The 25,309-nt window shown below is 43.7% G+C and carries 25 protein-coding genes; 17 read left to right on the top strand and 8 right to left on the bottom strand.

The features are described 5' to 3' along the window. Nucleotides 1-36: 36 nt before the first annotated feature. Genes fruA through fruB form a run of 3 tightly spaced genes read right to left on the bottom strand, consistent with a single transcriptional unit; the run spans nucleotide 37 to nucleotide 3,912 of the window. Nucleotides 37-1,779, bottom strand: coding sequence for a PTS fructose transporter subunit IIBC (gene fruA, locus ACHUFZ_RS05460; RefSeq protein WP_394126239.1), 1,743 nt, complete (start codon nucleotides 1,777-1,779; stop codon nucleotides 37-39). A gap of 18 nt (nucleotides 1,780-1,797) precedes the next feature. Beyond that, nucleotides 1,798-2,766 (bottom strand): 1-phosphofructokinase, encoded by a 969-nt coding sequence (gene pfkB / locus ACHUFZ_RS05455; RefSeq protein ID WP_394126238.1) that lies wholly within the window; start codon nucleotides 2,764-2,766, stop codon nucleotides 1,798-1,800. A gap of 9 nt (nucleotides 2,767-2,775) precedes the next feature. Then, on the bottom strand, nucleotides 2,776-3,912 hold the full coding sequence (gene fruB / locus ACHUFZ_RS05450; RefSeq protein ID WP_394126237.1) for a fused PTS fructose transporter subunit IIA/HPr protein: 1,137 nt from the start codon (nucleotides 3,910-3,912) through the stop codon (nucleotides 2,776-2,778). 304 nt (nucleotides 3,913-4,216) lie between these two features. Between fruB and cra the strand changes: the two genes are divergently transcribed. Next, nucleotides 4,217-5,194: a catabolite repressor/activator gene (gene cra, locus ACHUFZ_RS05445; protein WP_394126371.1), complete on the top strand. Its 978-nt coding sequence runs from the start codon at nucleotides 4,217-4,219 to the stop codon at nucleotides 5,192-5,194. Between the two features lie 177 nt (nucleotides 5,195-5,371). Here cra and ACHUFZ_RS05440 read toward each other — a convergent pair whose 3' ends face one another. Next, nucleotides 5,372-5,890: a hypothetical protein gene (locus ACHUFZ_RS05440; RefSeq protein ID WP_134834714.1), complete on the bottom strand. Its 519-nt coding sequence runs from the start codon at nucleotides 5,888-5,890 to the stop codon at nucleotides 5,372-5,374. Nucleotides 5,891-5,984: 94 nt separating this feature from the next. After that, nucleotides 5,985-6,359, bottom strand: a complete 375-nt coding sequence (locus tag ACHUFZ_RS05435) for a YgiW/YdeI family stress tolerance OB fold protein (protein ID WP_394126236.1) — start codon at nucleotides 6,357-6,359, stop codon at nucleotides 5,985-5,987. A gap of 173 nt (nucleotides 6,360-6,532) precedes the next feature. Here ACHUFZ_RS05435 and ACHUFZ_RS05430 point away from each other — a divergent pair, with 173 nt between their 5' ends. The 4 genes from ACHUFZ_RS05430 to modC are packed head-to-tail and all read left to right on the top strand — an operon-like array spanning nucleotide 6,533 to nucleotide 10,560. After that, nucleotides 6,533-7,996 carry a cobyric acid synthase gene (locus ACHUFZ_RS05430; protein WP_394126235.1) on the top strand — a complete coding sequence of 488 codons (1,464 nt, stop codon included), beginning with the start codon at nucleotides 6,533-6,535 and terminating at the stop codon, nucleotides 7,994-7,996. Continuing rightward, nucleotides 7,997-8,755 carry a molybdate ABC transporter substrate-binding protein gene (gene modA / locus ACHUFZ_RS05425; protein ID WP_394126234.1) on the top strand — a complete coding sequence of 253 codons (759 nt, stop codon included), beginning with the start codon at nucleotides 7,997-7,999 and terminating at the stop codon, nucleotides 8,753-8,755. Nucleotides 8,756-8,758: 3 nt separating this feature from the next. Continuing rightward, nucleotides 8,759-9,457, top strand: coding sequence for a molybdate ABC transporter permease subunit (gene modB, locus ACHUFZ_RS05420; RefSeq protein ID WP_394126233.1), 699 nt, complete (start codon nucleotides 8,759-8,761; stop codon nucleotides 9,455-9,457). After that, on the top strand, nucleotides 9,454-10,560 hold the full coding sequence (gene modC / locus ACHUFZ_RS05415) for a molybdenum ABC transporter ATP-binding protein ModC (protein WP_394126232.1): 1,107 nt from the start codon (nucleotides 9,454-9,456) through the stop codon (nucleotides 10,558-10,560). The genes modB and modC overlap by 4 nt, the downstream gene beginning before the upstream one ends. Before the next feature lie 42 nt (nucleotides 10,561-10,602). Here the strand turns inward: modC and ACHUFZ_RS05410 are convergent, their stop codons facing one another. After that, complete coding sequence (locus ACHUFZ_RS05410) at nucleotides 10,603-11,040, bottom strand: DUF3069 domain-containing protein (RefSeq protein ID WP_134834709.1); 438 nt, start codon at nucleotides 11,038-11,040, stop codon at nucleotides 10,603-10,605. 208 nt (nucleotides 11,041-11,248) lie between these two features. On the opposite strand from ACHUFZ_RS05410, the gene ACHUFZ_RS05405 reads away from it, so the two are divergent. Together ACHUFZ_RS05405 and ACHUFZ_RS05400 are read left to right on the top strand one after the other, a co-directional pair. Further along, on the top strand, nucleotides 11,249-12,184 hold the full coding sequence (locus tag ACHUFZ_RS05405) for a GGDEF domain-containing response regulator (RefSeq protein ID WP_394126231.1): 936 nt from the start codon (nucleotides 11,249-11,251) through the stop codon (nucleotides 12,182-12,184). A 74-nt stretch (nucleotides 12,185-12,258) separates the two neighbouring features. Then, nucleotides 12,259-13,248: a Solitary outer membrane autotransporter beta-barrel domain gene (locus ACHUFZ_RS05400; protein WP_394126230.1), complete on the top strand. Its 990-nt coding sequence runs from the start codon at nucleotides 12,259-12,261 to the stop codon at nucleotides 13,246-13,248. Here the strand turns inward: ACHUFZ_RS05400 and ACHUFZ_RS05395 are convergent. After that, the gene (locus ACHUFZ_RS05395) at nucleotides 13,245-14,480 is read right to left on the bottom strand and encodes a GGDEF domain-containing protein (protein WP_394126229.1); all 1,236 of its coding nucleotides are present in this window, start codon (nucleotides 14,478-14,480) and stop codon (nucleotides 13,245-13,247) included. The genes ACHUFZ_RS05400 and ACHUFZ_RS05395 overlap by 4 nt on opposite strands. Nucleotides 14,481-14,700: 220 nt before the next feature. Between ACHUFZ_RS05395 and ACHUFZ_RS05390 the strand changes: the two genes are divergently transcribed. The 10 genes from ACHUFZ_RS05390 (at nucleotide 14,701) to ACHUFZ_RS05345 (ending at nucleotide 24,129) form a co-directional block, all read left to right on the top strand. Beyond that, nucleotides 14,701-15,066 carry a late competence development ComFB family protein gene (locus tag ACHUFZ_RS05390; protein ID WP_394126228.1) on the top strand — a complete coding sequence of 122 codons (366 nt, stop codon included), beginning with the start codon at nucleotides 14,701-14,703 and terminating at the stop codon, nucleotides 15,064-15,066. A gap of 16 nt (nucleotides 15,067-15,082) precedes the next feature. Continuing rightward, nucleotides 15,083-15,361 carry an HlyU family transcriptional regulator gene (locus ACHUFZ_RS05385; protein WP_134834704.1) on the top strand — a complete coding sequence of 93 codons (279 nt, stop codon included), beginning with the start codon at nucleotides 15,083-15,085 and terminating at the stop codon, nucleotides 15,359-15,361. A gap of 297 nt (nucleotides 15,362-15,658) precedes the next feature. After that, nucleotides 15,659-17,209: a Re/Si-specific NAD(P)(+) transhydrogenase subunit alpha gene (pntA, locus tag ACHUFZ_RS05380; RefSeq protein WP_394126227.1), complete on the top strand. Its 1,551-nt coding sequence runs from the start codon at nucleotides 15,659-15,661 to the stop codon at nucleotides 17,207-17,209. A gap of 13 nt (nucleotides 17,210-17,222) precedes the next feature. After that, on the top strand, nucleotides 17,223-18,617 hold the full coding sequence (gene pntB / locus ACHUFZ_RS05375) for a Re/Si-specific NAD(P)(+) transhydrogenase subunit beta (RefSeq protein WP_394126226.1): 1,395 nt from the start codon (nucleotides 17,223-17,225) through the stop codon (nucleotides 18,615-18,617). A 142-nt stretch (nucleotides 18,618-18,759) separates the two neighbouring features. Then, nucleotides 18,760-20,223: a sensor histidine kinase VxrA gene (vxrA, locus tag ACHUFZ_RS05370; RefSeq protein ID WP_394126370.1), complete on the top strand. Its 1,464-nt coding sequence runs from the start codon at nucleotides 18,760-18,762 to the stop codon at nucleotides 20,221-20,223. Further along, complete coding sequence (gene vxrB / locus ACHUFZ_RS05365) at nucleotides 20,198-20,857, top strand: response regulator transcription factor VxrB (protein WP_394126225.1); 660 nt, start codon at nucleotides 20,198-20,200, stop codon at nucleotides 20,855-20,857. Before vxrA ends, vxrB begins: the two co-directional genes overlap by 26 nt. Beyond that, entirely contained in the window at nucleotides 20,857-21,735 is an 879-nt protein-coding gene (locus ACHUFZ_RS05360) for a DUF2861 family protein (RefSeq protein ID WP_394126224.1), read from the top strand. The genes vxrB and ACHUFZ_RS05360 overlap by 1 nt, the downstream gene beginning before the upstream one ends. 60 nt (nucleotides 21,736-21,795) lie before the next feature. Next, nucleotides 21,796-23,004, top strand: coding sequence for a conjugal transfer protein TraF (locus ACHUFZ_RS05355; RefSeq protein WP_394126223.1), 1,209 nt, complete (start codon nucleotides 21,796-21,798; stop codon nucleotides 23,002-23,004). 76 nt (nucleotides 23,005-23,080) lie between these two features. Continuing rightward, the gene (locus ACHUFZ_RS05350) at nucleotides 23,081-23,227 is read left to right on the top strand and encodes a YoaH family protein (RefSeq protein WP_134834698.1); all 147 of its coding nucleotides are present in this window, start codon (nucleotides 23,081-23,083) and stop codon (nucleotides 23,225-23,227) included. Nucleotides 23,228-23,715: 488 nt separating this feature from the next. Continuing rightward, nucleotides 23,716-24,129, top strand: a complete 414-nt coding sequence (locus ACHUFZ_RS05345) for a hypothetical protein (RefSeq protein ID WP_394126222.1) — start codon at nucleotides 23,716-23,718, stop codon at nucleotides 24,127-24,129. A 153-nt stretch (nucleotides 24,130-24,282) separates the two neighbouring features. Here the strand turns inward: ACHUFZ_RS05345 and ACHUFZ_RS05340 are convergent, their stop codons facing one another. After that, entirely contained in the window at nucleotides 24,283-25,221 is a 939-nt protein-coding gene (locus ACHUFZ_RS05340) for a hypothetical protein (protein ID WP_394126221.1), read from the bottom strand. Between the last annotated feature and the right edge of the window lie 88 nt (nucleotides 25,222-25,309).

Genomic DNA, 25,309 nt, shown 5'->3' with positions numbered 1-25,309 from the left:
ACCTGCAGTAGGTGCTTTTATCTTGGGGGTTATGAATTACAGTGCTGATGCAGCAACTTCATTCGTTTTTGCCTTACTTTTAAGGAATGCGTAGCTGAAGCCTGTCACCGCTGTACCGGCTGCAATAGCAACTAGATACATGAAGACAGGGGTAATTGCATTTGGAATCAGCAATACAAACAAGCCGCCGTGAGGTGCCATAAGTTTTGCGCCAAACAACATAGACAGTGCACCTGTTAACGCGCCACCAGCCATACATGCAGGAATTACGCGCATAGGGTCTTTGGCTGCGAATGGGATAGCACCTTCTGAGATGAAGCATAGACCCAGAACAAATGATGCTTTACCTGCTTCCTGCTCACTTTTCTCAAATTTACTCTTTGCAATGAATGTCGCTAGACCCATGCCTAGAGCTGGGACCATACCCGCAGCCATGATTGCAGCCATCGGTGCGTAAGTTTGCGATGCCAACAGGCCAACACCAAACGCGTATGCCGCTTTGTTTACAGGGCCACCTAAGTCAAAACACATCATTGCGCCAAGTAGTAGACCTAAAAGAACAGCACTGTCAGATCCCATGTTGTTCAAGAAGTCAGTCAATGCGTTCATCACGCCTGATACAGGGCCGCCAACAATATAAATCATCACCAAACCAGTGAATAGCGTGGCAACAAAAGGAATGATCAGGATTGGTTTTAGAGCTTCCATTGATTGTGGTAACGACACTTTATCCGCTAGGAACTTCGCCGCATAACCTGCAATAAAGCCTGCTGCAATACCACCTAAAAAGCCTGCACCAGTTGAACTTGCAAGCATACCGCCCACTAAGCCAGGAGCTAGACCCGGACGGTCAGCAATTGAGAATGCAATGTAACCAGCAAGAACCGGAATCATCAGTGCGAACGCAGAACCACCACCAATTGTCATGAGTGCTGCCGCTAATGTGCCTTCTTCTTTAAAGGCTTCAATGCCGAACACGAAAGAGAGGGCGATGATCAAGCCGCCAGCAACTACGACGGGTAGCATGTGAGAAACACCGGTCATTAGATGTTTATACGCGCCTTTCTTTTCATCAGTGTTATTTGAAGCTGTTGCACCACTGTGTTTATATTCAGTAGCCTTAGAGAAAGCGTTATCCATCTCTTGAGATGTCTTTTTAAGTGCCGGACCCGTTTTGGTGCGATACATTAGCTTTCCATCAAAACGGTCTAGGGGCACTTCAATATCTGCTGCAATGATCACAAGGTCTGCATCAGCGATTTCTTGGTCAGTCAGCTGGTTTTTTGCGCCAACTGAACCACGGGTTTCAACTTTAATTTGATGACCGCGTTTCTTGCCTTCTTCTTCAAGTGCTTCTGCAGCCATAAACGTGTGTGCAACCCCTGTAGGGCAAGCAGTAATCGCGACGATTTTCTTCAGTTCGCTAGTGACTTGAATTTGAGTCGACTCAATTTGCACATCTGATTTTTGTAGTAGGTTGGCATGTTCAACTGCGTGCTGTAAAAAAGCCTTTGAATCAGCCGCAACTTTTTCTATTGAAGCCGCATACACTTTTTTACCGACGAAACGACTAGTATCGATAGTTTTGTCTGCCGCAATAATCACAACATCGGCTTGGTCGATCTCTTCAGCACTAAGGACTGCAGAGTCCATGACTGATGATTGACACTCAATTTTCGCGTCCCAGTTTAGTGATTTAGCCGCTTGTTCTAATAGACCCGCTGCTAAGATGCTATTGGCTACGCCACTAGGGCACGCAGTAATGATTGCTAATTTCATAATGGTAACCTTTGTTCCTTAGTTCTCGATATGAGTTGTTGCTAAGTCAAGTGCTTGAACTTGTGTCTTGCTCTTGATCTCATCCAGCTCTTGTTGGCTGGTTAAGCCCACGCCAACTTGACTAACAGCAAGTGCTGATAGTGCAGTGGCGAAGCGAATTAATGATTCTTTTGGTAACTCTTGCATGTGGCCCCAGCAAAGCCCTGCAACTAATGTGTCTCCGGCACCAACGGTACTCACGACTTTCATTTTTGGCGGCTGAGCTGAAATCCATTCACCTTCATGAAGCCACATGACGCCATCTTTACCCATCGATACCACGATGTTGTCGATACCTTTGCTGCTTAAGCTCTGCGCTGCTGATTTACACTCGTCTGCCGTTGAGAGTTTGGTGCCGATGAAGTCACTAAGTTCTTCGTCATTGGGTTTAATTAACCATGGCTGAGCATCAATGCCCGCACGTAGCGCAGCTTTGCTACTATCAAACAGCACTTTCTTGCCGCGTTTACGTAACTCTGAAATCCAAGACGCACACAGCTCAGGAGATACGCCACCCGGAAGGCTACCTGCAAAGACAAAAAACTCATGATCTTCAGCGAGTGCGTACAAAGTCTCTTCAAAGCGTGTAATATCACTCTGTGACACGGTCACGCCAGGGAAGTTGATATCCGTTACTTGCTCATTCTTCTCAACCAGTTTGACGTTGATGCGCGTCGCACCTGCAACTTCGACAAAACGGTCCGTTACACCAATCTGGGCAAATAACTGATGGAATAGCTCTGGGTTTTCTTTTCCCAAAAAGCCAGTGACCGTAACATTTGCACCTAACTCACTGAGTACCTTTGCAACATTGACGCCTTTACCCGCTGCGTGGAGATTACTTGAAGAAACTAGGTTCACTGCACCAGCGCTTAACATCTCGATAGAGCCTGTTAAATCGAGTGCTGGATTCAGTGTTACTGTCACAACTTTATTTGTTTTAGTCATGAGATACCCTTAGCTTTCGCCTAAGCCAGATGCGATGGCAACACCGATCGACTCAAGTGCCATTACAGCATCTTCGCCATCAGCACTGAACTGAAGTTGATGCCCATGTTTGACACCCAATGCGATTACTTTCATCAAGCTTTTTGCGTTCACTTCTTTGCCATCACCATCTAGGTTAGCAACACGGATATTGGATTCGAATTTCTTCGCTTCTGCTACCAGCATTGCGCCTGGTCTAGCGTGTAAACCATGAGCGTTCTTAATCGTAAATACCGCAGTGTTTTCGTCATTTTCTTTGCTTGGCGCGCTTACGGTTTCACCGTTTAACAGAGCAATAACTTGCTCAGTTGATACGTTAATCAGAGTTTCTTGTTTGTTCTCAAAAACGATTGATGACAGGTTTTGTAGGATTGAACTGTGCGAGCTATTGCAAGCAGCAAATGCAATCAAAGCACGAACAGGAGTGCCTTGAAGTGAACAATCGTTAGCGGTAGAGACAAATGAAACGCCGGTACGAGTTACATCTTTGTCACTGCCTACTAGCCACAACCCTTTGCCTAGATGAGTCGGTGTTTTGGCGACGATATCAGCGACAAAATCGCTACCAGCACAGCCTGTATTTTTTAGCAATCCAGAGGCAACCGCGCTCATTTGAACCATATCGCTTGCTGGAAAGTTTAGTTGAACAAGCGAAGCATCAAGTTCGGCTTCAAATTGCGTTTCACCAAGTAGTAGGGCAGCAATTTCATTCTCAGACTTAGCTGTTTTAAGCGCTTGCTCTACACCGTCCGCAGACAAAACTTTGGTCAATTGCTTCAAAATACCTAAGTGCTCGTCAGACTTAGCTGCAATACCGATTGCAACGTAAACAATGTTACCGTCCCCCCAGTCGACACCATTAGGGTAGTGATGAACTGCCACACCCGTTTGTTTAACTAAAGGTCTTGTTTCAATTGTCCCGTGAGGAATGGCAATGCCGTTGCCTAAAAAAGTCGAGTTTTGCTTTTCGCGATTCAGCATTCCTTCTACATAGCCTTCATCGACCAGTTCGTTAGTGGTAAGGCTACGCGCAACGTTACGAATTGCCTCGTATTTGTCATTTGCAGCTTGTGCAAGCGTAATATCGCTAGTGGACAACTTAAGCATGGTGGCTTCTCCAGCTTTCTAAAAACATACTAATTACACGGTCGGTAATCAGCTTCGAACTCATTTGCTGAATATAACTGAATCGATTCAGCAAAAAGAAAATAAATTAAGGATTCAGCAATCACCTAAACAACAGGTTTCCTGTCGGGTTGAAAGAAGAAACAAATAGGTGACTCTTGTCACTCTATTAGCCTTGCTGAATCCTTTCAGCTTTTATACTGAATCGTTTCAGCTTATAATTCAACTTCGTCAAAGATCGTAAGTGGCGGATTATGATCCAGCGCACAATAAAGAGGTTTGTGATATGACACTCGATGAAATAGCCCAATTAGCGGGGGTTTCAAAAACTACAGCGAGTTACGTGATTAACGGAAAAGCGCAAAAATACCGTATAAGTGAAAAGACTCAGCGTAAGGTAATGGCCGTAGTAGAAGAGCACAATTACCGTCCGGATCTTGCCGCAAGTACTTTGAGAGCGGGGCATAGCCGTTCCTTTGGGCTGATTATTCCCGATTTAGAAAACACCAGTTACGCACGTTTAGCCAAGCTACTAGAGCAAAACTCACGTTCAGCCGGTTATCAAATATTGATTGCCTGTTCTGATGATGATCCGGAAACGGAGAAAAACGTGGTGCGTGCATTGGTCAGTCGCAAAGTGGATGCGTTATTCGTAGCAAGCGTCATCCCAGAGGCCAGCGACTATTATGTAAACCTTCAAAATAGTGGCACACCAGTGATTGCGCTCGACCGTCCTTTAGATGATGAGCACTTTTGCTGCGTTATCAGTGAAGATTTTGGTGGTGCATTTGAACTGACTTCATCCGTTATTAGTGACAATGTCACTTCAATTGGACTTATTGGAGCATTGCCAGAGCTAAACATCTCAAAGGAACGCGAACTTGGCTTTGCTTCTGCTGCAAAGAACCACGCAATTACGTCAATAATCGGCTATGGCGATCACTTTAACCGCAGTGAAGGCAAGCGCGTACTCGATCAATGGGTAGCAAGTGATACCGTTCCTGATGCTATTGTCACTACCTCTTACACGCTACTAGAAGGGGTGCTTGATGTGCTTCTGGAACGTCCTGAACTGGCAGGGAAAATCAAAATTGCCACGTTCGGTGACAATCGACTGTTAGATTTTCTGCCGATGAAAATCAATTCATTGCCTCAGCAGTTTGAGCTTATCGCCGACAGTGCAATGGCGCTCGCGCTAAATGCGGCGTCGAAACGATACCAAACAGGCGTTGAGCTTATCCCACGAAAAATCGTCGTTCGTTAAATCAATCTGATAACAATAAGGCCCTGACTATTGCTAGTCAGGGCCTTATTCTATCTAAGTAAGCTATATAGCTTATGTATCGCGGTCATATATCGGTAAAACTTGTCCTCCCAATATATGCGAGCGTATCCAATCTTTCGATAAGGTGGCTACTCGACTATGAGTAGCCGAAATGGTTTAGTATTGGAAACGAACTGACATCGTAACTTGAGGGCCGTAAAGACCGTTGTTACGAGTTTCTGCAGAAAGCGATAGTTGCTCTGTCGAATGGAATCGAACACCTGCGTGGAAAACAGAAGAGTCGTCGTTACGACCAAGTCGCCCCGTAGCTTCTACTTGATTCGTCAGCCAAGCTCTTAAACCGATGTTGAATTCTGCTTGAGTATTGCTGTCGCCACCGGCTTCTTCCGTAAGCTTCACTTGGTGGATAAGTAGCTGACCATATACGTCTACAAATTGGTTTACTGGGCCATTAAAACCAATACCGCCCGCTAAGTCGTAATCGCTGTCAAACTGGCTGTCTACACGCACGATGAAGTGGGAGTTATCAGTAAAGAGTGTACTAAATTCTACCCCAGTCATTTCTGGACCAATGGCGGTACGCACTTCAAGGTAGTTGTAGTTAAAATTGTTTGCTTGAACATTTCCGCTGATGCCTGCGATCGCTAAGGCACTGGCCAAGATAATTTTTTTCAAAAGTAGTCTCCGACTAACATTAAAATGTAGTTATAAAAATGGCTTGCAATAAGCAAGCCAATAATAACTTAATCGAAAGACTAATTCAGGCGATTTATAATACTTGGATACGATCTACTTCAATTTCCGGGGTGTTTCCGCCTTCATATTCGCCAAATAGACGTACGTTAGTCGTATGATCAAGAGGTTGAGTCATGTGAATATCATCGTCTAGTTCAACTTGAATCTCGCCTTTACCGTCGGAAAAGATAAACGTATCGCCTTTTAATTGACGCACAAGTACACCTTCAACCACAACGTTCTTCTCAGTAAACATACTTGTGTCTTTAAGTAATGAGTCTACCGTTACTACTTCAACAGGACCCGTATATTGGATCGCGGATTGATGGTTTCTGTCGTCGTCTTTTGCCATCGCCAATGTTGGAGCTAGGATGATGGTTGCAGCAGTCGCTAAAATTACTTTTTTCATTGAGGTTTCCTCTGTTTTATTCGGTAGTGTTTGTTTCGATGGAGCTATTAAAACAGAGTGAAGTTGAATCGATACTGAGGACAAGGTTCATATTCGATTCATCTTGTTGAGTCATTGCTATAAAAGCCGCTATTATGGCAAGCAGAACAAATGTTTATTGAGTTTGAAACGGAATGCAGTCGACGTTAAAAGCATTAATGGTACAAGGCACCACTTCTGATGCCGGAAAAAGTGTGTTAGTGGCAGGATTATGCCGTGTGTTAGCGCGAAAGGGGGTAAATGTCGCCCCCTTTAAGCCACAAAATATGGCGCTCAATAGTGCAGTCACGGCGGATGGTGGTGAAATAGGCCGAGCTCAAGCCGTTCAAGCTCTAGCGTGCAACATTGAGTCAAGTGTTCATATGAATCCAGTGTTGCTTAAACCCCATACGGACATGGGCGCACAAGTAATCTTTCAAGGAAAGGCAACGACAACCGTAGATGCTATTGGCTACCAATCGTATAAGAAAGTCGCTCTTCCTGTCGTTATGGAATCTTTTTCGATCTTACAGCAGCAATATGACACGGTATTGATTGAAGGAGCAGGGAGCCCAGCAGAAATAAACCTGCGCGAAAATGATATCGCCAACATGGGATTTGCTGAAGAGGCTGATGTTCCCGTGATAATCGTGGCAGATATCGACCGAGGCGGCGTATTTGCCCATCTGTACGGTACGTTGGCACTTCTATCGGAAAGTGAACAACAGCGCGTAAAAGGGTTCGTTATAAATCGTTTCAGAGGCGATATCTCTCTTCTACAACCTGGGCTTGATTGGCTGGAAGAAAAAACAGGCAAGCCTGTTATTGGCGTCCTACCATACATTCATGGTTTTGATCTCGAAGCTGAGGATGCGATTAACGCAGAGCAGCTTACCGGCGAAGAGACCAAGCTAAGGGTTGCGGTACCTGTATTTCCAAGAATCAGTAATCACACTGACTTCGATGCGTTAAGAGTCAATCCAGATATCGATTTGCAGTATGTCGGTAATGGCGAACGCATAAAAAATGTCGATTTAATCATACTTCCAGGTTCTAAAGCGGTCCGAAGCGATTTGGACTATCTCCGCAGTCAAAAATGGGATCAAGACATTCAGCGTCACTTGCGCTACGGCGGTAAAGTTATGGGCATCTGTGGTGGATATCAAATGTTGGGGCAGGCGATTCATGATCCACAGGGGATTGAAGGCGAAGCCGGCTCAACGACCGGACTTGGCTATTTGGAAGCGGAAACCGAACTCAAACCTAATAAAACACTGACTAATGTCACAGGTCAACTTAATCTAAATGGCTCAGATATCCCGGTGCGCGGATATGAAATCCATGCAGGTATCACCGAGGTGAAATCAAAGGCGCCTGTTTATTTGCAGTCTGGACAAGCGGACGGGGCAATTAGTGATTGCAATCAAGTGTTTGGTACCTACTTACATGGTATCTTCGATATTCCTGCAGCGGTTAATGATATTTGCCGCTGGGCAGGCGCTGATAACATCGCTCAGATTGATCATCAAACCAATCAACAACAAGCCATTGACCGCATAGCAGATGCAATTGAAAGCCATCTCAAACTCAATGTTCTTTGGCCACAATTAAAAGATTAAATGAAAATAACCAAATTTCGCCATATTATTGGTACGGCTGCGCTGCTATTTTGCGCGTCATTATCTGCGCAAGAGCAACTTCGAATTTATGCAGCGTCATCGATGACGAATGCTGTTAATGAATTAGTCGATGTTTATGAAAGCAATAACAAGGTAAAAGTGACCACTGTATATGGTGGTACCTCTTCGTTAGCTAGACAGGTAGAGCAAGGTGCGCCGGTTGATGTGTTTATCGCTGCAAATACGAAATGGATGAATTACTTGGTCGACAAAGACCTTATTTCAGGTGACAACGTCACCAATATTGCAACCAATAAGCTTGTTGTTATCGCAGCCACTGCAATTGAACTCGATGTCACTAACGAGAATTCTTGGAAATCAGCACTAAACGGCCAACGTTTGGCAATTGGACAGACTAATGCGGTTCCAGCCGGTATTTATGCAAAGCAGTCGCTAGAATCACTGAATGTTTGGTCACAGCTTAAGCGTCAATTAGCCCCAACAAAGAACGTTAGGATTGCATTAACGCTAGTTGAGCGCAAAGAAACGCCACTTGGCATCGTTTATCAGACAGATGCCTTATCGAGTCCCAATGTCCAAGTTGTCGCTAGCCTTCCTGAAACAAGCCATGACGCCATTATTTACCCAATGGCTATCATGAACAGTGAGCCAACAACGGTGGACTTTACCCAATTTGTTCATTCAAAGGCAGGGAAAGAGATACTGAAAAAGTACGGATTTAATCAAGGTACGCAATAACCAATGGAAATATTGACCGAGTACGAATATCAAGCAGTGATACTTAGCTTAAAGGTAGCCTTTTACGCGATTGTTTGGCTTATCCCCTTAGGAATAGGGTTAGCTTGGCTGTTAGCTCGTAAGGAGTTTTACGGTAAAAGCTTCATTGATAGCTTGATTCATTTGCCTCTCGTGCTTCCTCCTGTCGTTGTCGGCTATTTGTTACTGATTTCAATGGGACGCCAAGGGTTTCTTGGTGAATGGCTGTACCAATACTTCGGCGTTGTATTCTCATTCAGTTGGAAAGGAGCGGTATTAGCCTGCATTGTGGTGGCATTGCCGTTAATGGTGCGCTCAATTCGCTTGAGCTTAGAGTCGGTTGATACGAAGTTAGAGCAAGCCGCGGCGACCCTTGGAGCATCTCCCATTAAGATCTTTTTCACGATTACTTTACCATTGACTATCCCGGGAATTATCACTGGTACCATGCTGGCTTTTGCCCGTAGTCTAGGCGAATTTGGTGCAACTATCAGCTTTGTCTCTAACATCCCTGGTGAGACTCAGACAATTCCACTCGCAATGTACAACTTTATTGAAACACCTGGCTCTGAAGCAGAAGCAATGCGCCTATGTATTATCTCGATCGTGATTGCTTTAGCGTCTTTGATTGCTTCCGAACAATTGAGTCGTGTTACGGCTCGTCGTTTAGGAGGAGCTAAATGAGTCACTTAACCATTCAGTATAAACAGCGCCTCGGGGTGCTAGATTTTGATATTGACCTACAGTTGCCAGAGAAAGGAATCACTGCCGTATTTGGTCGTTCAGGTGCTGGCAAAACGTCTTTAATCAACGTCATCGCCGGATTAAGCAAACCAAGCACTGGCCTGATCCAAATAAACAACGCCACACTTTATGATTCTGAGCGAAAGGTCGATATTCCAACCTTTAAGCGTAACGTTGGATACGTTTTTCAAGATGCGCGGTTATTCCCTCATTACAAAGTTAAACGCAATTTGACCTACGGGGTGAAAGCTCACGATGAGCAGCATTTCGAGCAAATAACGCACTTATTGGCCTTAAAGCCACTGCTTGAACGCTATCCGAATCAGTTATCTGGTGGGGAAAAACAGCGCGTTGCTATTGGTCGTGCACTACTGTCTAAGCCCGATATTCTTTTAATGGACGAACCTCTAGCTTCTTTGGATTTGCCACGTAAGAGAGAAGTGATGCCATTTCTTGAACAACTGGCTTTGCAGGTCGAAATTCCCATTGTTTATGTGTCTCACAGCTTAAATGAGGTGCTGAGACTGGCTGACCATTTAGTTATCATTGAAAAAGGTAAAGTGGCGATAGCGGGGCCTATAGAGCAAGTATGGGCATCGAAAGCCATGCGCCCTTGGCAATCTTTTTCTGAGCAAAGTACGCTGTTTGAAGGCAAACTGATTCGTCATAACGAAGAGTATGCTTTATCTCAAATTGAGTTAGCCAAAAACATTACGCTTTGGGTGCAAAAAATTGATGGTGATATTGACTCCTCAGTGCGACTACAAGTGAGGGCCAACGACGTTTCATTGATGTTAGAAGAGCCAAAGCAGACGTCTATACGAAACATTCTTAAGGGTACGATCAGCCAAATTGAGACTCAGTCTCATGGTCATGAAAGACAGAGCGTTTCAGTGCAAATAGAACTGGCTGACAGCTGCCATTTGAATGCCACAGTGACGGCATGGGCGAAAGACGAATTGCAACTCTCACCGGGTATGAGCGTTTATGTTCAGATCAAAGGGGTGAGTGTTACCCAGAAAGATATTGTGTTATCCCATTAAAAAAACGCCGCATATAGCGGCGTTTTCTTTATTTGCATCAGCTTACTTAGCAAATACGTCCGTGAAATCACGCTTAAGAATTGGGTCGCGTCGTGCTTTTTTAATTTGTTTAACCATGTCTTTAACACAGTTGTGTAAAACTTGGTCAAGCAGCTGAGCGCGGTACTCTTCTTTTTGCTCTTCAGTCATGTCTTGTGGAAGATTCAGTGTTGGGAACTCTTCCATCACATTTAAGCCTGCAAATGCTTGGCTTACTGAGATAAGTGCGTGAAATTGTTCGAAGTTGTCTAGAACGTTTTGTGCGCTATTTGGTAGCTCGTTCCAAGCTTCACGAACAGCTTCTTCGGAAACATCATGGATTGACGTCACCATGTAGTGCATTGCTTCTGGTACTCCGTCAAACTCAATAACTTGACGCAGTTCTGCAGAAACTTCTGCTAAATCTACTTTTGGTTGTTCTGATTGATTAACGTCAGACATGTTGATCTTCTCTTATATGTGTATATGACGGCGTTATCGTAAAAAATTGGCGCCAAATGTCAACCTTGAATGGAGGATTATGTAATTGTGTAGTATTTTTAGTCTAAGCATGTGATTTCTTATTAGTTTTAATCTAATGCCTATTTCTTATTTGTAACTCTTTTTATCAAACCTTGGAGCAATTAGAGTGGATGTACGCGGTTCTTCTATGAAGATACTCCTGGTTGATGATGTTCAAATGGAACGTATTCAACTGGCAATTCGATTAAAGCAGCTAGGGCATACGGTTGAAATGGCCGATTCTGGCCGCCGTGCGCTTGAGCTCTATCGTGATTTTGAACCTGAGTTAATACTACTCGATGTCTCTATGCCAGATATGAATGGCTTTGAAGTTTCAGCTCAAATTCGTAAGCAATACCCTGAGTGGGTACCGATTATTTTCTTAAGTAGTCACGACGAACCTTCAATGATCGCCAATGCAATCGAAGCAGGGGGCGATGATTACTTAATAAAGCCCGTCAACAAAATTGTCCTTAACTCCAAATTGATTGCGATGCAAAGAATCGCCTTTATGCGTCGAGAGCTTAAGCAAAAGTCAGCAGCACTGGCCAAAGCCAATCAAGAGCTTGAGCAACTCGCACAAGAGGACGGCTTAACTAAGGTTAAAAATCGCCGATTTGTCGATCAAAAGCTACAAGAGATGATTCTGCTTCATGGGCGTCATGAGTTACCACTCAGCGTGATATTGCTCGACGTAGATAAATTTAAGCTATTTAACGACAATTATGGCCACATCGAAGGCGACAAGTGCTTAATTTTATTAGCGGAGCTCTTAAGCAATCTATTTGTACGTAGTGGTGAAGTTGTTGGGCGATACGGTGGTGAAGAATTTGTGATTATTCTCGGCTATACCGATCAGGAAAAGGCCATTAAAGATGCGTCGCGTATACAGTCTGCGCTAGCTGAGGCGAACATCCCTCACGAGTACAGCGAAGTCGCCAGTATAGTGACAGTGTCACAGGGTGTGTTCACAACTATTCCAAGTGGCAAAGAGAGCATTGAACAAATTTATGAGCTTGTCGATAAGCAACTCTACCAAGCGAAGCAGGCTGGCCGGAACCAATATATTAGCGTTCACCAATAGTCATCAGTGATTGTTTTGAACCCGATTTTCAAGTAACTTACTCTAATTGCGAATGAATTTGGAATTTTGATTAGATGGTAACGTTTAAATCTTGCCGTTATCTAGGCTTGTCGTTAGCGTGCTTTTCACCGATTGCTTTAGCCAAAGGCAACCCTCACTTCCAAGACTACTTAGAACAGGCTTTTTCCGCAGCCATTGTTTTGACTGACAGTGATGTCTTCACTGTTGGGGTTCATGACTTTGACCCAAATGATTGGTTTAACCTCGATAATGAAGATATCGGCTCTCAAGAGTCGGTTCAGTTGCGCCAGCAAATCGCAGTTTCAACACTCCCATTTACGATAGACCTAAGCGATGATGATGCGGTTCACAAGCATCAAATATTCACTCGTTTTTCAATTCTTGGTTCACGCCAGGATTTTGAGATCAGGCCATCAGACGCAGATGATTTCCAACACGAGATCATCCTCGGGGCATTTACTGCTTATCGCTTCCGTTACCAGCTATCAGAACATTGGGCTCTGACACCAGGTATTGGTATGCACCTGCAGTATTTCAATAATAATCACGAGTATCGAAGTGACTTTTCTAATGAGAATGTAAAACCCGCTTTAGACAAGGTCATTTTCAATACTGACGCTTGGGCAGCCTCTGTTGAGCCTCACGCCGAGCTTAGATACGACAAACCGACAAATTGGGGCAGTTGGAATGTCACGTCTTCATACCATTACTTCTATGGCAAAGGATGGGGTGAAGCCAACTACGGCGACGTAGGCAACCCTGAGGGCTGGTATATGGCCAATGGAATCGAAGCTTACTATAACGTCAGTAAATTAGGTCGTTCTGTACAGTCGGTCTACAGTAGCTTTAGACGTATCGATATTGGTGGAGATACCAGTACACCACTGGGTACACCGTATTACTATGAGGGCTCGATAGGATGGTTAATGACGCCGCCGTTTGAATCTGATTGGATTGATAACGTGGGTATCGGACTGAATATTAACTACGGCAGCAATCTAAAAGGGGGCAGTATCGTCTTGTTCTTTAACCAAGTCGATTAAGCAAGACAAACCTTATTGCGACCTGCTTTCTTAGCTTTGTACAGGGCATCATCGGCAGACTTCATTACTTCAGAAACCTTTGATGTCTCACTACTATCCGCTACACCAATACTGATGGTGACATTCACAGTATCGCTGGCCTTTTTACCGCCACGTTTCTTACTCCCTTGCTTGTCGTCTTTAGGGCGGGCATCTTGGTTTCGTAGCACCATATCGTAATTTTCTATTGATGCACGTAGTAGCTCTAAGTGATCCTGCGCTTCATCAGCATACTTTCCTTTAAAGAGCACCGTGAACTCTTCACCGCCGTAACGGTAAATTCTTGCGCGTCCGCCAATGTGCGACATCTTCGATGCAACAAGCTTAAGAACTTCATCGCCAGTATCGTGTCCGTACGTATCGTTAAACGATTTGAAATGGTCAATATCAAGCATAGCAATCGTATAACGACGGCCTAAGTGCTTTAGGTCAGATTCAAGAGCAAGGCGGCCCGGTATCTCGGTTAGAGAGTCAGTAAAAGCAAGCTCATAACTGGCGGATAGCAAATAGACCAACAGCAACACACCGGCCAGTGAGAACATAGTGCTGGATATGTGAGGAATGTGGAAAAAGACAAACGTTGTTGATGCGAGAAGGGTAGCCGAGTAAATAACAACATCGACGATACGATTTTTGCTCAACACGCAGATCGCGAATAGCAACACCATAGCGAGCGAGTAAACCACTAAGATAAACGGCAGCTTAGAGACCTCAGGCAGAACAAATAGGAAGGTTTCATCGATATTATCAAACCCACCATCATAAAAGTGACTGAGAATGAGGTAACACCAAAACACAAATAGTGACAGTGTAACTAGATATATACCAAATGAGCGCGAAAACAGTGTCGAGTCACGATAAGTAAAGACAAAAAGCAGTGCAATCGGCAGAAGCGCCGCAAGAAGTGACAGCTCTAATATCGTCGTACCTGAAGAGAGCGATGACTGTAATCGATTTTGAATGACCCAGTACGAAAGTGCTAGTGCACAGGCAACCATAGCTATCCGGCTCTGCTTAAAGGCATTAGCCAACACAATGGTAATTGCAAACAGAACGAAAGGAAGTTTAGAAACAATCCCCAAATTAGACTGAGTTAATAGAATCACGTTGTTCATGCCAAAAGCAATAAACGTCAACAGTAGAAGAGGTAACGCAACACGGAACCAATTAGTTGTGACGATGGAAAACGACATGAAACCCAGCCTAAGACGAATGAATTATTGATTGAATGCTTGTTAAGAATACTTTTATTTGATGAATTTCCAAGCTTTTTACTAAACTTATCTATGAAAAGTGCGGGCATGGATAAATTGCGGACAAAAGTTGATGATAGAGTGTGCAACCTATAGTATCAATTGAACGTTTTAGCCATACTGTATAATCAGCGCATTATCTTAGAAGGAGCTAAGCCATATGCAAATAAGTGTAGATGTGCATAACTATATGGAAACTCTCGTAGGGCAAGTACTCGCTAAGCCGGAATTTGTCGATCACTTCGATCATGAGCAACTTGCCGATCTCGCTTGTCTAGCACTCAGCCAACTTCGCCCAGTGTATATACGGCATGATATCGATTTTCTATCCGCGTTACCTGAAGAACGCTTAGTTACGTTGAAAACTTATTCTCAGGTAGCCGTAGACGCTGCTGTAGGCATGATAGTCGATGATCGCCGCAAGCACCGTAAGGACGAAGTTCCCGTTATCTTTAGTAAACAAAGATTTGATGATGACATTGAGCTAGAATGGTTTGAAAAACCAATCTTGAAGAAAGAAAAGTAAATTCGAGGAGTCGTTAGTGGGACTGTTTTCACGCTTGTTTGGGGGCTCGAAAGAGCAACCGAAAGTTGAAGTTGAGCCGGTGGAATACAAAGGCTATCTAATCTATCAAGAAGCTCTGTCGGAAGGCGGGCAGTATCGAATCGCAGGGCGCATTACAAAACAATTTGGTGATGAAACAAAAACACATCGCTTTATTCGTTCAGACGTACTTCCCAGTGAAAGCGATGCAAATGAGTTTATGCTCAAAAAAGCGCAAATGTTCGTTGATCAAATGGGTGACAATATTTTTCAATAGATCCGTACCAATTTGATAAACATCATAAATTTAAGAGCCATTAGTCGTTATGCTGATGGCTCTTTTGTTTATGTAATGAACGTAATTCTTTGTTTTTATGGTGAATTATTGCTCCTGGTTAGACCTCTTACAACTTATGTAATTCGTTGTTGAAAAACTAATTAAACAGCATGCAGGCTCATTACCAATGGTTATATGTAATGATATTTTGTGTTTTTCTTACAAAATGCTTGAAGTATCTCTAACCGTTGGATAAAAACAGAACAATCATTGTTGCGAATAGTCAAGGAATAGCTAATGCAAATTGGTGTGCCAAAAGAAATACTCGCCGGAGAAACGCGAGTGGCTGCGTCGCCAAAATCGGTTGAGCAGTTATTAAAACTAGGCTTCGACGTTGTCGTCGAAACAGGAGCTGGGGAACTAGCGAGTTTCGACAACTCAGCATTTGAAGCGTCAGGGGCAAAGATTGTTACGACTGAAGAAGTCTGGCAATCCGATCTTATCTTAAAAGTGAATGCACCTTTGTATTCTGAAGAGAGCAACGAGATTGCTCTGCTTAAAGAAGGTGCGAGTCTTATCAGCTTCATCTGGCCAGCCCAAAACCCAGAGTTAATGGAGCAGCTTTCTAGCAAGAACATTAACGTCATGGCGATGGACGCTGTGCCGCGTATTTCGCGTGCACAAGCTCTAGATGCATTATCGTCGATGGCGAACATTGCTGGTTACCGTGCAGTCGTTGAAGCGGCTCATGAGTTCGGTCGATTCTTTACAGGTCAAATTACGGCTGCAGGTAAAGTGCCACCAGCGAAAGTACTCGTTGCTGGTGCTGGTGTTGCTGGTCTTGCTGCAATTGGTGCAGCAGGTAGTTTAGGTGCAATTGTTCGCGCATTCGACGTACGCCCTGAAGTAAAAGAGCAAGTTCAGTCAATGGGTGCAGAATTCCTAGAAGTCGACTTCAACGAAGATTCTGGCTCTGGTGACGGCTACGCGAAAGAGATGTCTGATGAATTCAACAAAAAAGCGGCTGAGCTATACGCGCAGCAAGCAGAAGATGTTGATATCATCATCACTACCGCACTTATTCCAGGCCGACCTGCTCCTAAGCTAATTACCAAAGAGATGGTAGATAGCATGAAAGCGGGCAGCGTGATTGTTGACCTTGCAGCTGCCAATGGTGGTAACTGTGAATACACAGTCGCAGACCAAGTTATCACGACAGCTAACGGCGTTAAGATTGTGGGTTACACCGACATGGTTGGTCGCTTACCGACGCAATCTTCTCAGCTTTACGCAACCAACATTGTTAACCTGTTAAAACTTCTCAGCAAAGAAAAAGATGGCAACATCAACATCGACTTTGAAGATGTCGTTCTACGTGGCGTAACAGTCGTTAAAGAAGGTGAGGTTACTTGGCCAGCACCGCCGATCCAAGTATCAGCTCAACCAGAGCAAAAACCTGCAGCGCAACCAGTTAAACCTGAGCCAAAAGTTGAAGAGCCAGTTTCTCCAGTTAAGAAGCTAGCTGCTCTTGCCATCGGCCTAAGTGCTTTCGGTTGGGTAGCGTCTGTTGCTCCTGCTGCGTTCTTATCTCACTTCACCGTATTCGTACTTGCGTGTGTAGTTGGCTACTACGTTGTTTGGAACGTAACGCATGCATTGCATACACCTCTAATGTCGGTAACGAACGCTATCTCAGGCATCATCGTCGTAGGTGCATTACTGCAAATAGGACAAGGGAATGGGGTCGTCTCATTCTTATCTTTCATCGCCGTGCTTATAGCAAGTATCAACATTTTCGGTGGTTTCACCGTAACCAAGCGTATGCTTGAAATGTTCCGTAAAGACTAAGGAGTAACAGGGAATGTCTGCAGGATTAGTACAAGCAGCTTATATTGTTGCTGCATTATTCTTTATTTTGAGCTTGGCAGGATTGTCTAAGCAAGAGTCAGCAAGATCGGGGAACTACTACGGTATTGCTGGTATGTCTATCGCGTTGATCGCAACGATCTTTGGCCCAGAGTCAGAAGGTCTTGTTTGGATCATCATCGCTATGGTGATCGGTGGTGGTATCGGTATCCATTACGCTAAGAAAGTTGAAATGACAGAAATGCCAGAACTTGTGGCAATTCTGCACAGCTTCGTTGGTATGGCAGCGGTACTTGTTGGTTACAACAGCTACATTGACGCCCCCGTCATTGCTTCTTTGAACCCTCAAGAAGCGCACGCGGCACACGTGATTCACTTAGTGGAAGTATTCCTAGGCGTATTCATTGGTGCGGTAACATTTACAGGTTCTGTTGTTGCGTTTGGTAAGCTACGTGGCGTGATTTCATCATCCCCACTAAACCTACCTCACAAACACAAGCTGAACCTTGCGGCTATCGTCGTTTCAACGCTGCTTATGATCTACTTCGTAAAAGCTGACGGTAGCATGTTCGCGCTTATCGTAATGACGCTTATCGCCTTTGCATTTGGCTACCACTTGGTTGCTTCAATCGGTGGTGCGGATATGCCGGTGGTTGTTTCAATGCTTAACTCATACTCTGGTTGGGCAGCGGCGGCAGCAGGTTTCATGCTAGCAAACGACCTACTGATCGTAACAGGTGCCTTAGTAGGTTCTTCTGGTGCGATTCTGTCTTACATCATGTGTAAGGCGATGAACCGCTCGTTCGTTAGTGTAATCGCAGGTGGCTTTGGTCAAGAAGTGATTATTTCTGATGACGTAGAGCATGGCGAGCACCGCGAAACGTTCGCTGAAGATGTTGCTGATATGCTGAAAGACTCAAAATCTGTAATCATCACTCCTGGATACGGCATGGCGGTAGCGCAAGCTCAGTACCCAGTGCATGAAATTACAGAGAAGCTGCGCGCACAAGGCATTGACGTTCGCTTTGGTATCCACCCAGTTGCGGGCCGTCTACCTGGTCACATGAACGTACTACTTGCTGAAGCAAAAGTCCCTTACGATATCGTACTAGAAATGGACGAAATCAATGATGACTTTGGCGAAACAGATACGGTTCTTGTTATCGGTGCAAACGACACGGTAAACCCAGCGGCGCTTGAAGATCCAAACAGCCCAATCGCAGGTATGCCGGTGCTTGAAGTTTGGAATGCGAAAAACGTAATCGTGTTTAAGCGTTCAATGAATACTGGCTACGCTGGCGTTCAAAACCCGCTGTTCTTTAAAGAGAACACGCATATGCTCTTCGGCGATGCGAAAGAGAGCGTAGACGCGATTTCTAAAGCGCTATAACGCAACCTTCCTAACTAAGAAGCCAGCTATAACAGCTGGCTTCTTTTCATTTGTCCGCATTATTTCTGACATTGATATCACATTTCAGTTTTATCTTTTTGCGATAATGTTTTACTCTAAATCTAACTCACTGATTTATTGAATTTTTACATTGATTAAAACGACGATTAAAACACTGTCAATTTCGTTGGTACTGCTAAGTGGTAACGCATACTCAGAGTCATTACCCGAGCGTATTGACCAATTCGTCGATCTTTTTGATCAAGAAAAAGCGACTGCATCTTATGATATTCGCAGTCTACAAACAGATTACCCGACGCGCCTACTGACCCCTGAGTCCATGTTGCCTCAGACTTCTGCGTATCCTTTGAAAGATATCCAGAGGCTTTATCAACTCGCCAAGAACTGTACTGGTAAATTACCCCTAAGCCCGCTGATTACAGAACCGCTGGTATACACACGTGCAATGTGTAAGGGTAATAGACTAACAAACAAATGGTTCACGCGTAGTGCATTAATACACCCAGGCGGGGGGACTTATGCGAGTCGCTATGTTGACGTTTATCCAGATAGAAAAGATGAACTTCTGCAATACATGCATATTAAAGAACGTTCATTAGCGCCAGATTCTACGTTACTAGGGCGTTTACAACGCATGGATGAAGACGCCATCATTGCGCTGATTTCTGGGTCAAGCATGTTCATTGAACGTAATGAGCTTTGGTTGAGACAAAGCGATAACTATTTAATATTCCCAGAGTATATCTGGAGACGAAATGTCGAAACGGCAGGGCTGTCATTTACTCTTCGTGAGGAGTCGAGCAGCTGTTTCGTGCGTCGAGGCAACCTTTGTTGGGATGCTAAAGATCATTCCGATCTACTACGCATGAGCATGGTCGCTCTTGTTATCGCTAACATTTTGTTGGTGCTTGGTTGGTCAGTGTACCGTTGGAACACCAAGCGACAAGAGATGAAAAGTCGCATGCTCATCTTGCAGATTCTTACGCATGAGCTTCGAACACCAATTGCGAGCTTGTCGTTAACAGTAGAAGGCTTTAGACGTGAGTTTGAGCAGCTACCTGAAACGGTTTATGATGAGTTCCGACGTTTATGTGAAGACTCTAGACGCTTAAGGCAATTAGCTGAAGCGAGTAAAGACTACTTACAATCAGACAATAAGCCGCTAGCAACTGACTGGGTTCCATCGGTTAAAGAGTGGCTTGAGTTTAAAATTGAAGAAGAATTTAATAGTAATATCGAATTCGTTATCAATGAAGATATCGCGGCCAAACTTAATGTATATTGGTTAGGTACGTGTATAGACAATTTAATACGTAACGCTGTTAAGTACGGCGTTGCGCCTGTGGTGCTTGATGTCACCACATCTAAGCAAAAGATTACGGTTAAAGTGATTGACCAAGGTGAGCTGTCTTCAAAAGATTGGCGTCAGCTCAGAAAACCTTTTGTAAGTAAAAGCGGCCTTGGCTTAGGCTTAACCATCGTTGAATCAATGGTCGGACGAATGGGCGGTAAAATGTCATTAGTTGGTCCGCCGACAACGTTTATTTTGGAGATACCCTGTGAAACAGACACTGCTTCTTGTTGAAGACGACAAAAACTTAGCTGATGGACTTCTAGTAAGTTTGGAGCAAGCGGGATACGAATGCTTCCACTCAGAAACCATCGCTGATGTTGCTCAGTACTGGGACAAGGCAGACTTAGTGATTCTTGACCGTCAGTTACCTGATGGTGATTCAGTGACACACTTACCTGAATGGAAGAACATCAAAGAAGTGCCTGTCATTCTATTAACGGCTTTAGTTACCGTTAAAGATAAAGTTATGGGCTTAGACGCTGGTGCGAATGATTACCTAACTAAACCTTTTGCTGAAGCAGAACTATTTGCTCGTATTCGTGCACAGCTTCGCGCGCCAGAAGGTGATTCCGCTGATGACAGTAAAGTAATCACTGAACACCTAGTTATTGATAAAGCAACTCGTGAAGTTCAGTACAAAGACGAAGCGATCACGCTAACGCGTACTGAGTTCGATCTGCTGCTATTCCTAGCAAGCAACCTTGGTCGAGTATTCACACGTGACGAGCTACTTGACCACGTTTGGGGCTACAACCACTTCCCAACAACACGTACTGTAGATACTCACGTACTACAGCTGCGTCAGAAGTTGCCTGGCCTCGAGATTGAAACGCTTCGTGGCGTTGGCTACAAAATGAAAGCTTAATGGTTAGAACAGCAACATTAATCGGTGCACTGGTATTAAGTGCACCTCTTTCAGCCGCGCAAATACCTTGGTTTGAAAGTAACTCACCTTTAATACAAGCGCACAAGCATCTGCTTGATGGCGACTTGCCTGGTATGTTCAGCTCATTAGTCGAAGTTTGGCAGCTTGAGAAGAACGAAAGCATTGTTCCACACTTAAACGATCTCTTTTTGCAATCTCTTGAAGTGGACTGCGGAAAAGGACTAGACAACAAATCTCTCCCAGATTGGATCAATACCGTTTTGGTTCGTCGCACAGAAATTCAAAGCCCAGGCAGAGACTCTTACCGCGCGATCGTTGAAGTTGGTTCAAGCAAAGAGCTGAAAGAGATTTCATTAACCCGCTGGGTATCAAAAGTACTCTCCACTGATACGACGGTTACCGAAACGCCAAACGAAGACGACGGTAAATTCACTCGTTACGTCAAACGCTACAACTTAAACAGTCGCGTTAAAATGGGGCTCTACCGTATCGACATTACTGCTGCTGATGAAACATCATGGAGCTCATGGCTATTACTTGGTGAGCCAAAGGCAAAAGTGTCTGTACGCTGGAACTCAAAAGCGCAGTGGAAAGTCGAAAAGAACGCATTACTCAATCGACACTGTCCATTACCTAAGTTAGAAACGGCCGTTTATGACTATGTGGATGGGACTTATAGCCAAGTGTGGGGAGAGAGCTACGACTCCGACTATCCGACCGCATTAGGTAACGTGCCAATTGAGCCAGGACGATACGTTCTTGCTGTATCAATGAAACATCAACGCTGGCAAGGGCCAATTATTGTAGAGCAATCACAAATAATCAGTAAAACGTATGATGTTTCAGTGGATGAATAGCTCAAGTTAATTCACAATATGTCGATATAAACACATGGAATAGAAAAAGTTTATACCGATATGGAAAATAAATTAAAGCTCTTATCGTTGTCTATTATGTTTGCTGCTTCATCCGCGTCTGCAGCAAACTATGCAATTGAAGCCCGTGGCGATGCGATGGGTGGTGTTGGCGTTGTTTCAGCAAACTTTCTGACCGCTCCTTTTTATAACCCAGCACTGACTGCTATTTACCGTCGTAACGACGATGTTGGCATGATCACACCAAGCTTCGGTTTATCATATAGCGATGAGCATATGATGGTTGATGATCTCGATAAGGCTGCTGGCCTAATTGATCAAGCTATTGGTGGGGACTATTCAAATATCTCTGAGCTCGAAAGTACTCTAGATGCCCTAAATGGTGATATCGCTAAGCTTGAATTCGGTGGCGTTGTCGCGTTTGCTATTCCGAACCGCTATGTTGCTGCAAACGTCTTTGGTAAAGCCTACGCAGAATCGTTCGCACAAACTGATATTTATGATGGCGCTAACAGCGGCATTGATCCGGCTTTAAACCCAGCAATCAATGCTGAGTTAAGTGCGGTCAACGCTGTAGGTGTAGGGGTAACTGAAGTAGGTATTTCACTAGCAAAATACCAAACATTCCTTGGCCAACACATTTCGTTCGGTATTACGCCTAAGATCCAACGTATCTATACCTACGTTTACTCAGCGAACCTAAACAATTACGACATTAAAGACGTACGCGATAATGGCACTGGCGAAACCATGTTTAATATGGACGCGGGTTTCTTATGGTTCCATGGGCCGTTACGCGTTGGCTTTTCTGCAACAAACCTTATCTCTCGTGATATCCAAACCATAGAGCTTGCGGGTTCAACTGTTACATCAAGTATCGATGGTTCACAAAGCCGGACATTTGATCCTGTATCTTATGCATACCAAATGCGTCCACTTTATACAGTCGGTGTTGGCCTAGTTGCAGACTACGCAACTATAAGTGTTGATTACGATCTTAATGAAGAAGAGCGTTACACTAACTTTGATGACAACACTCAAATGCTTCGCGTCGGTGGTGAAATTGATATTATGCGTCAGTTAAAGCTGCGCGCCGGTTGGAAACGTAACCTAGCTTATGATGATCTCGACGATACCGTGACGGCAGGTATTGGTTTATCTCCGTTAAATCTGTTCCAACTAGATATCGGTGCGAGCTACACCAATGAAAACTCTATGGGTGCTTACGTAAACTTCTTAACCAGTTACTAAGCAACGGGGTAGGTGATACTAGCCTAATCGTACAATTCGTAATATAGTCGGCTCCTAAATGTTAGGAGCCTTTTTTATGTTTGACGATTTACCGCCACTATCACACGAAGAACAACAGAAAGCCGTAGAGCGCATTCAACAGCTCATGGCAGAGGGCATGAGTACAGCCCAAGCAATCAAAGTTGTTGCTGAGCAGATTAGGGCAGAAGCTGCAAAACAATAACTGACCACACATCATTAAAAAGAGCAGGGCACTGCTCTTTTTTTATGCCTAAATTTTAATGCGCACTATAACAGAACAAAATATCGCTCTTAGGTGACACACTCCAACCGCTACCTTCCTAACACCTCTCACAACCAACAAAATATCCATTTGTAATAAAACTGAAAGTCCGATCAAATAAACCAACAATTACGACCAAAGCACTAGTTATCAATAACTTACAAAAGCACAAAACACTTAGCACAACACCTTTAAAAACCGATTTGTAATTTAATTACATACCTGTAAGTTTCCGGTGTAAGCGCTTACTGTCAGCCAGTGTAATACTCTGCGTGGTTATGGCGTAACAAAAGTGTTCACTAACTGAATCGTTTAACAGACGTGTAATTAGAAAATCTTCAAAACTAAGAAGTGCCACCTGAACATGGTGGGATTGATGTGCTAACCTATTGATTATTCGTTTTCATAATCCAGGGTTAGGAATAGACATGGTTATTAATAAGTGCAAAACACTCGCACTCGCAGCCTTAAGTTTAGCTGCACCAATCTCGGTATCTGCTCAAACTCAAGCTGTATTGGCTGAATCTATCGCGCTACCAACATTGAGCGTCTTGAGTGGCAAACAGCTTAAGTTGTCTTTGGCGGGTGTAGAGTGTGGTCAAAATGAATATTTCACTGATAAAGCCAACGTCAGCATTCTCGCGAACGGAACGCCACTTGAATTTTCCCGTACGTGTCACGATTCAGTCTTGGCCTTTGAACCAATTAACCGCAGTGAAAACGATCTATTTGTAGAGATCTTATTAAAGAGTAGAAACCTGAATTTGCGCTACATGGCGAGTGCAAGGTCATATGCATATAACGATTGGCAGCTAGCGCCGGTTAAAGAAGTGCTGAAATGAGTGACGTCGTAACTTTCATGCTTTTAGATCACAAAAATAAAGCCATAAAAGAGCCCGAACTTTTCGGGCTTTTAATACAAGAAACGGACTAGTATTACGCTATAACAAAATTGGCCGAAATACATTAAAGTAATGTTAGGCTGCAACTGGAGCCTATTTAGATTTATGGATTGCAGCAACTAATTTTGTCATTTTCTCAATTGACGAATCTGCAGGGTGGTCATTTTTCTTAACCAATCCGAAAACTTCATCGTTACGCATAAATAGTTCAGCAAGTGCCTTGTTCGTTTCTAGTTTGACTGCTTTATCTTCTGAATCTACTAAAGTAGAAATGAAACTAGCACCACCACCAACAAAGCCTTTGAGATGCGTATAGCGTACAGACATCATTTGATAAAGCTTATATTGGTTGAAGAGGAAGTAAGAAAGAATGAAAAGGGGGATGGAAACACCTAACCTTAACACGTTAACATCAACCGTAGAAAGGGAGAGCAAAGAGTTGATGTAGGCAATTCCTAGCCAAAATAAAGGTATCAAAATTAAAGAACCGATAAAGCCACACATAAATCTAGACTTATAAGTTTCACTAGCTGAAAGTTCCTTCTCGATGGAATCAGCAAAGTTTCCAGAGAGCCTTAATTCAGCTTTAAGACCTATAAGATCTTTTATTCCTGACTCGATTTCAGTTTTGACCATATCTTTAAGGTCATTAACTTCTGAACGAACGCTGTCTAATAGCTTATCCCTTAAACTTTCTGTAGTTAAGAGTAATTCTGAGGTTGGATTTATTTTATCTAGGACTGCTTCGACCTTGGCGCTAGCTTCATTTAATCGCTCAAAATACGCTTCATAACTATTTAAATGGTTATTTGTTTGTAACTGACCCCACTGGTTATTCCAGTTAGGATAGAAATTTTTTTCAAACTCGTTATAAGCAATATTATATTCGCTCCATTTTTCCCTTTCGAAAATGCAATTACGAACCTGATTGTAGTACTGCCTACGAGATTCCACACGTGTTTTCATAGCGATCGCAGCATCTTTCAGTTCGTTGTTAGATAAGCCGGTTAAGTCGATCTCATCAAATATCATTTAAAAGTATCCATATACACCAATTTTTAAGACATCAATAATGTATCACAGGTATATGCAACCTATACTATTTTTGCGCTCAAGCAGA

The organism is Vibrio hepatarius (assembly GCF_043642085.1).
GTDB classification, from domain to species: Bacteria; Pseudomonadota; Gammaproteobacteria; order Enterobacterales; family Vibrionaceae; genus Vibrio; species Vibrio hepatarius_C.
Note: the sequence above shows the minus strand (reverse complement) of the source record. Positions and strands in the feature narration are given on the sequence as shown.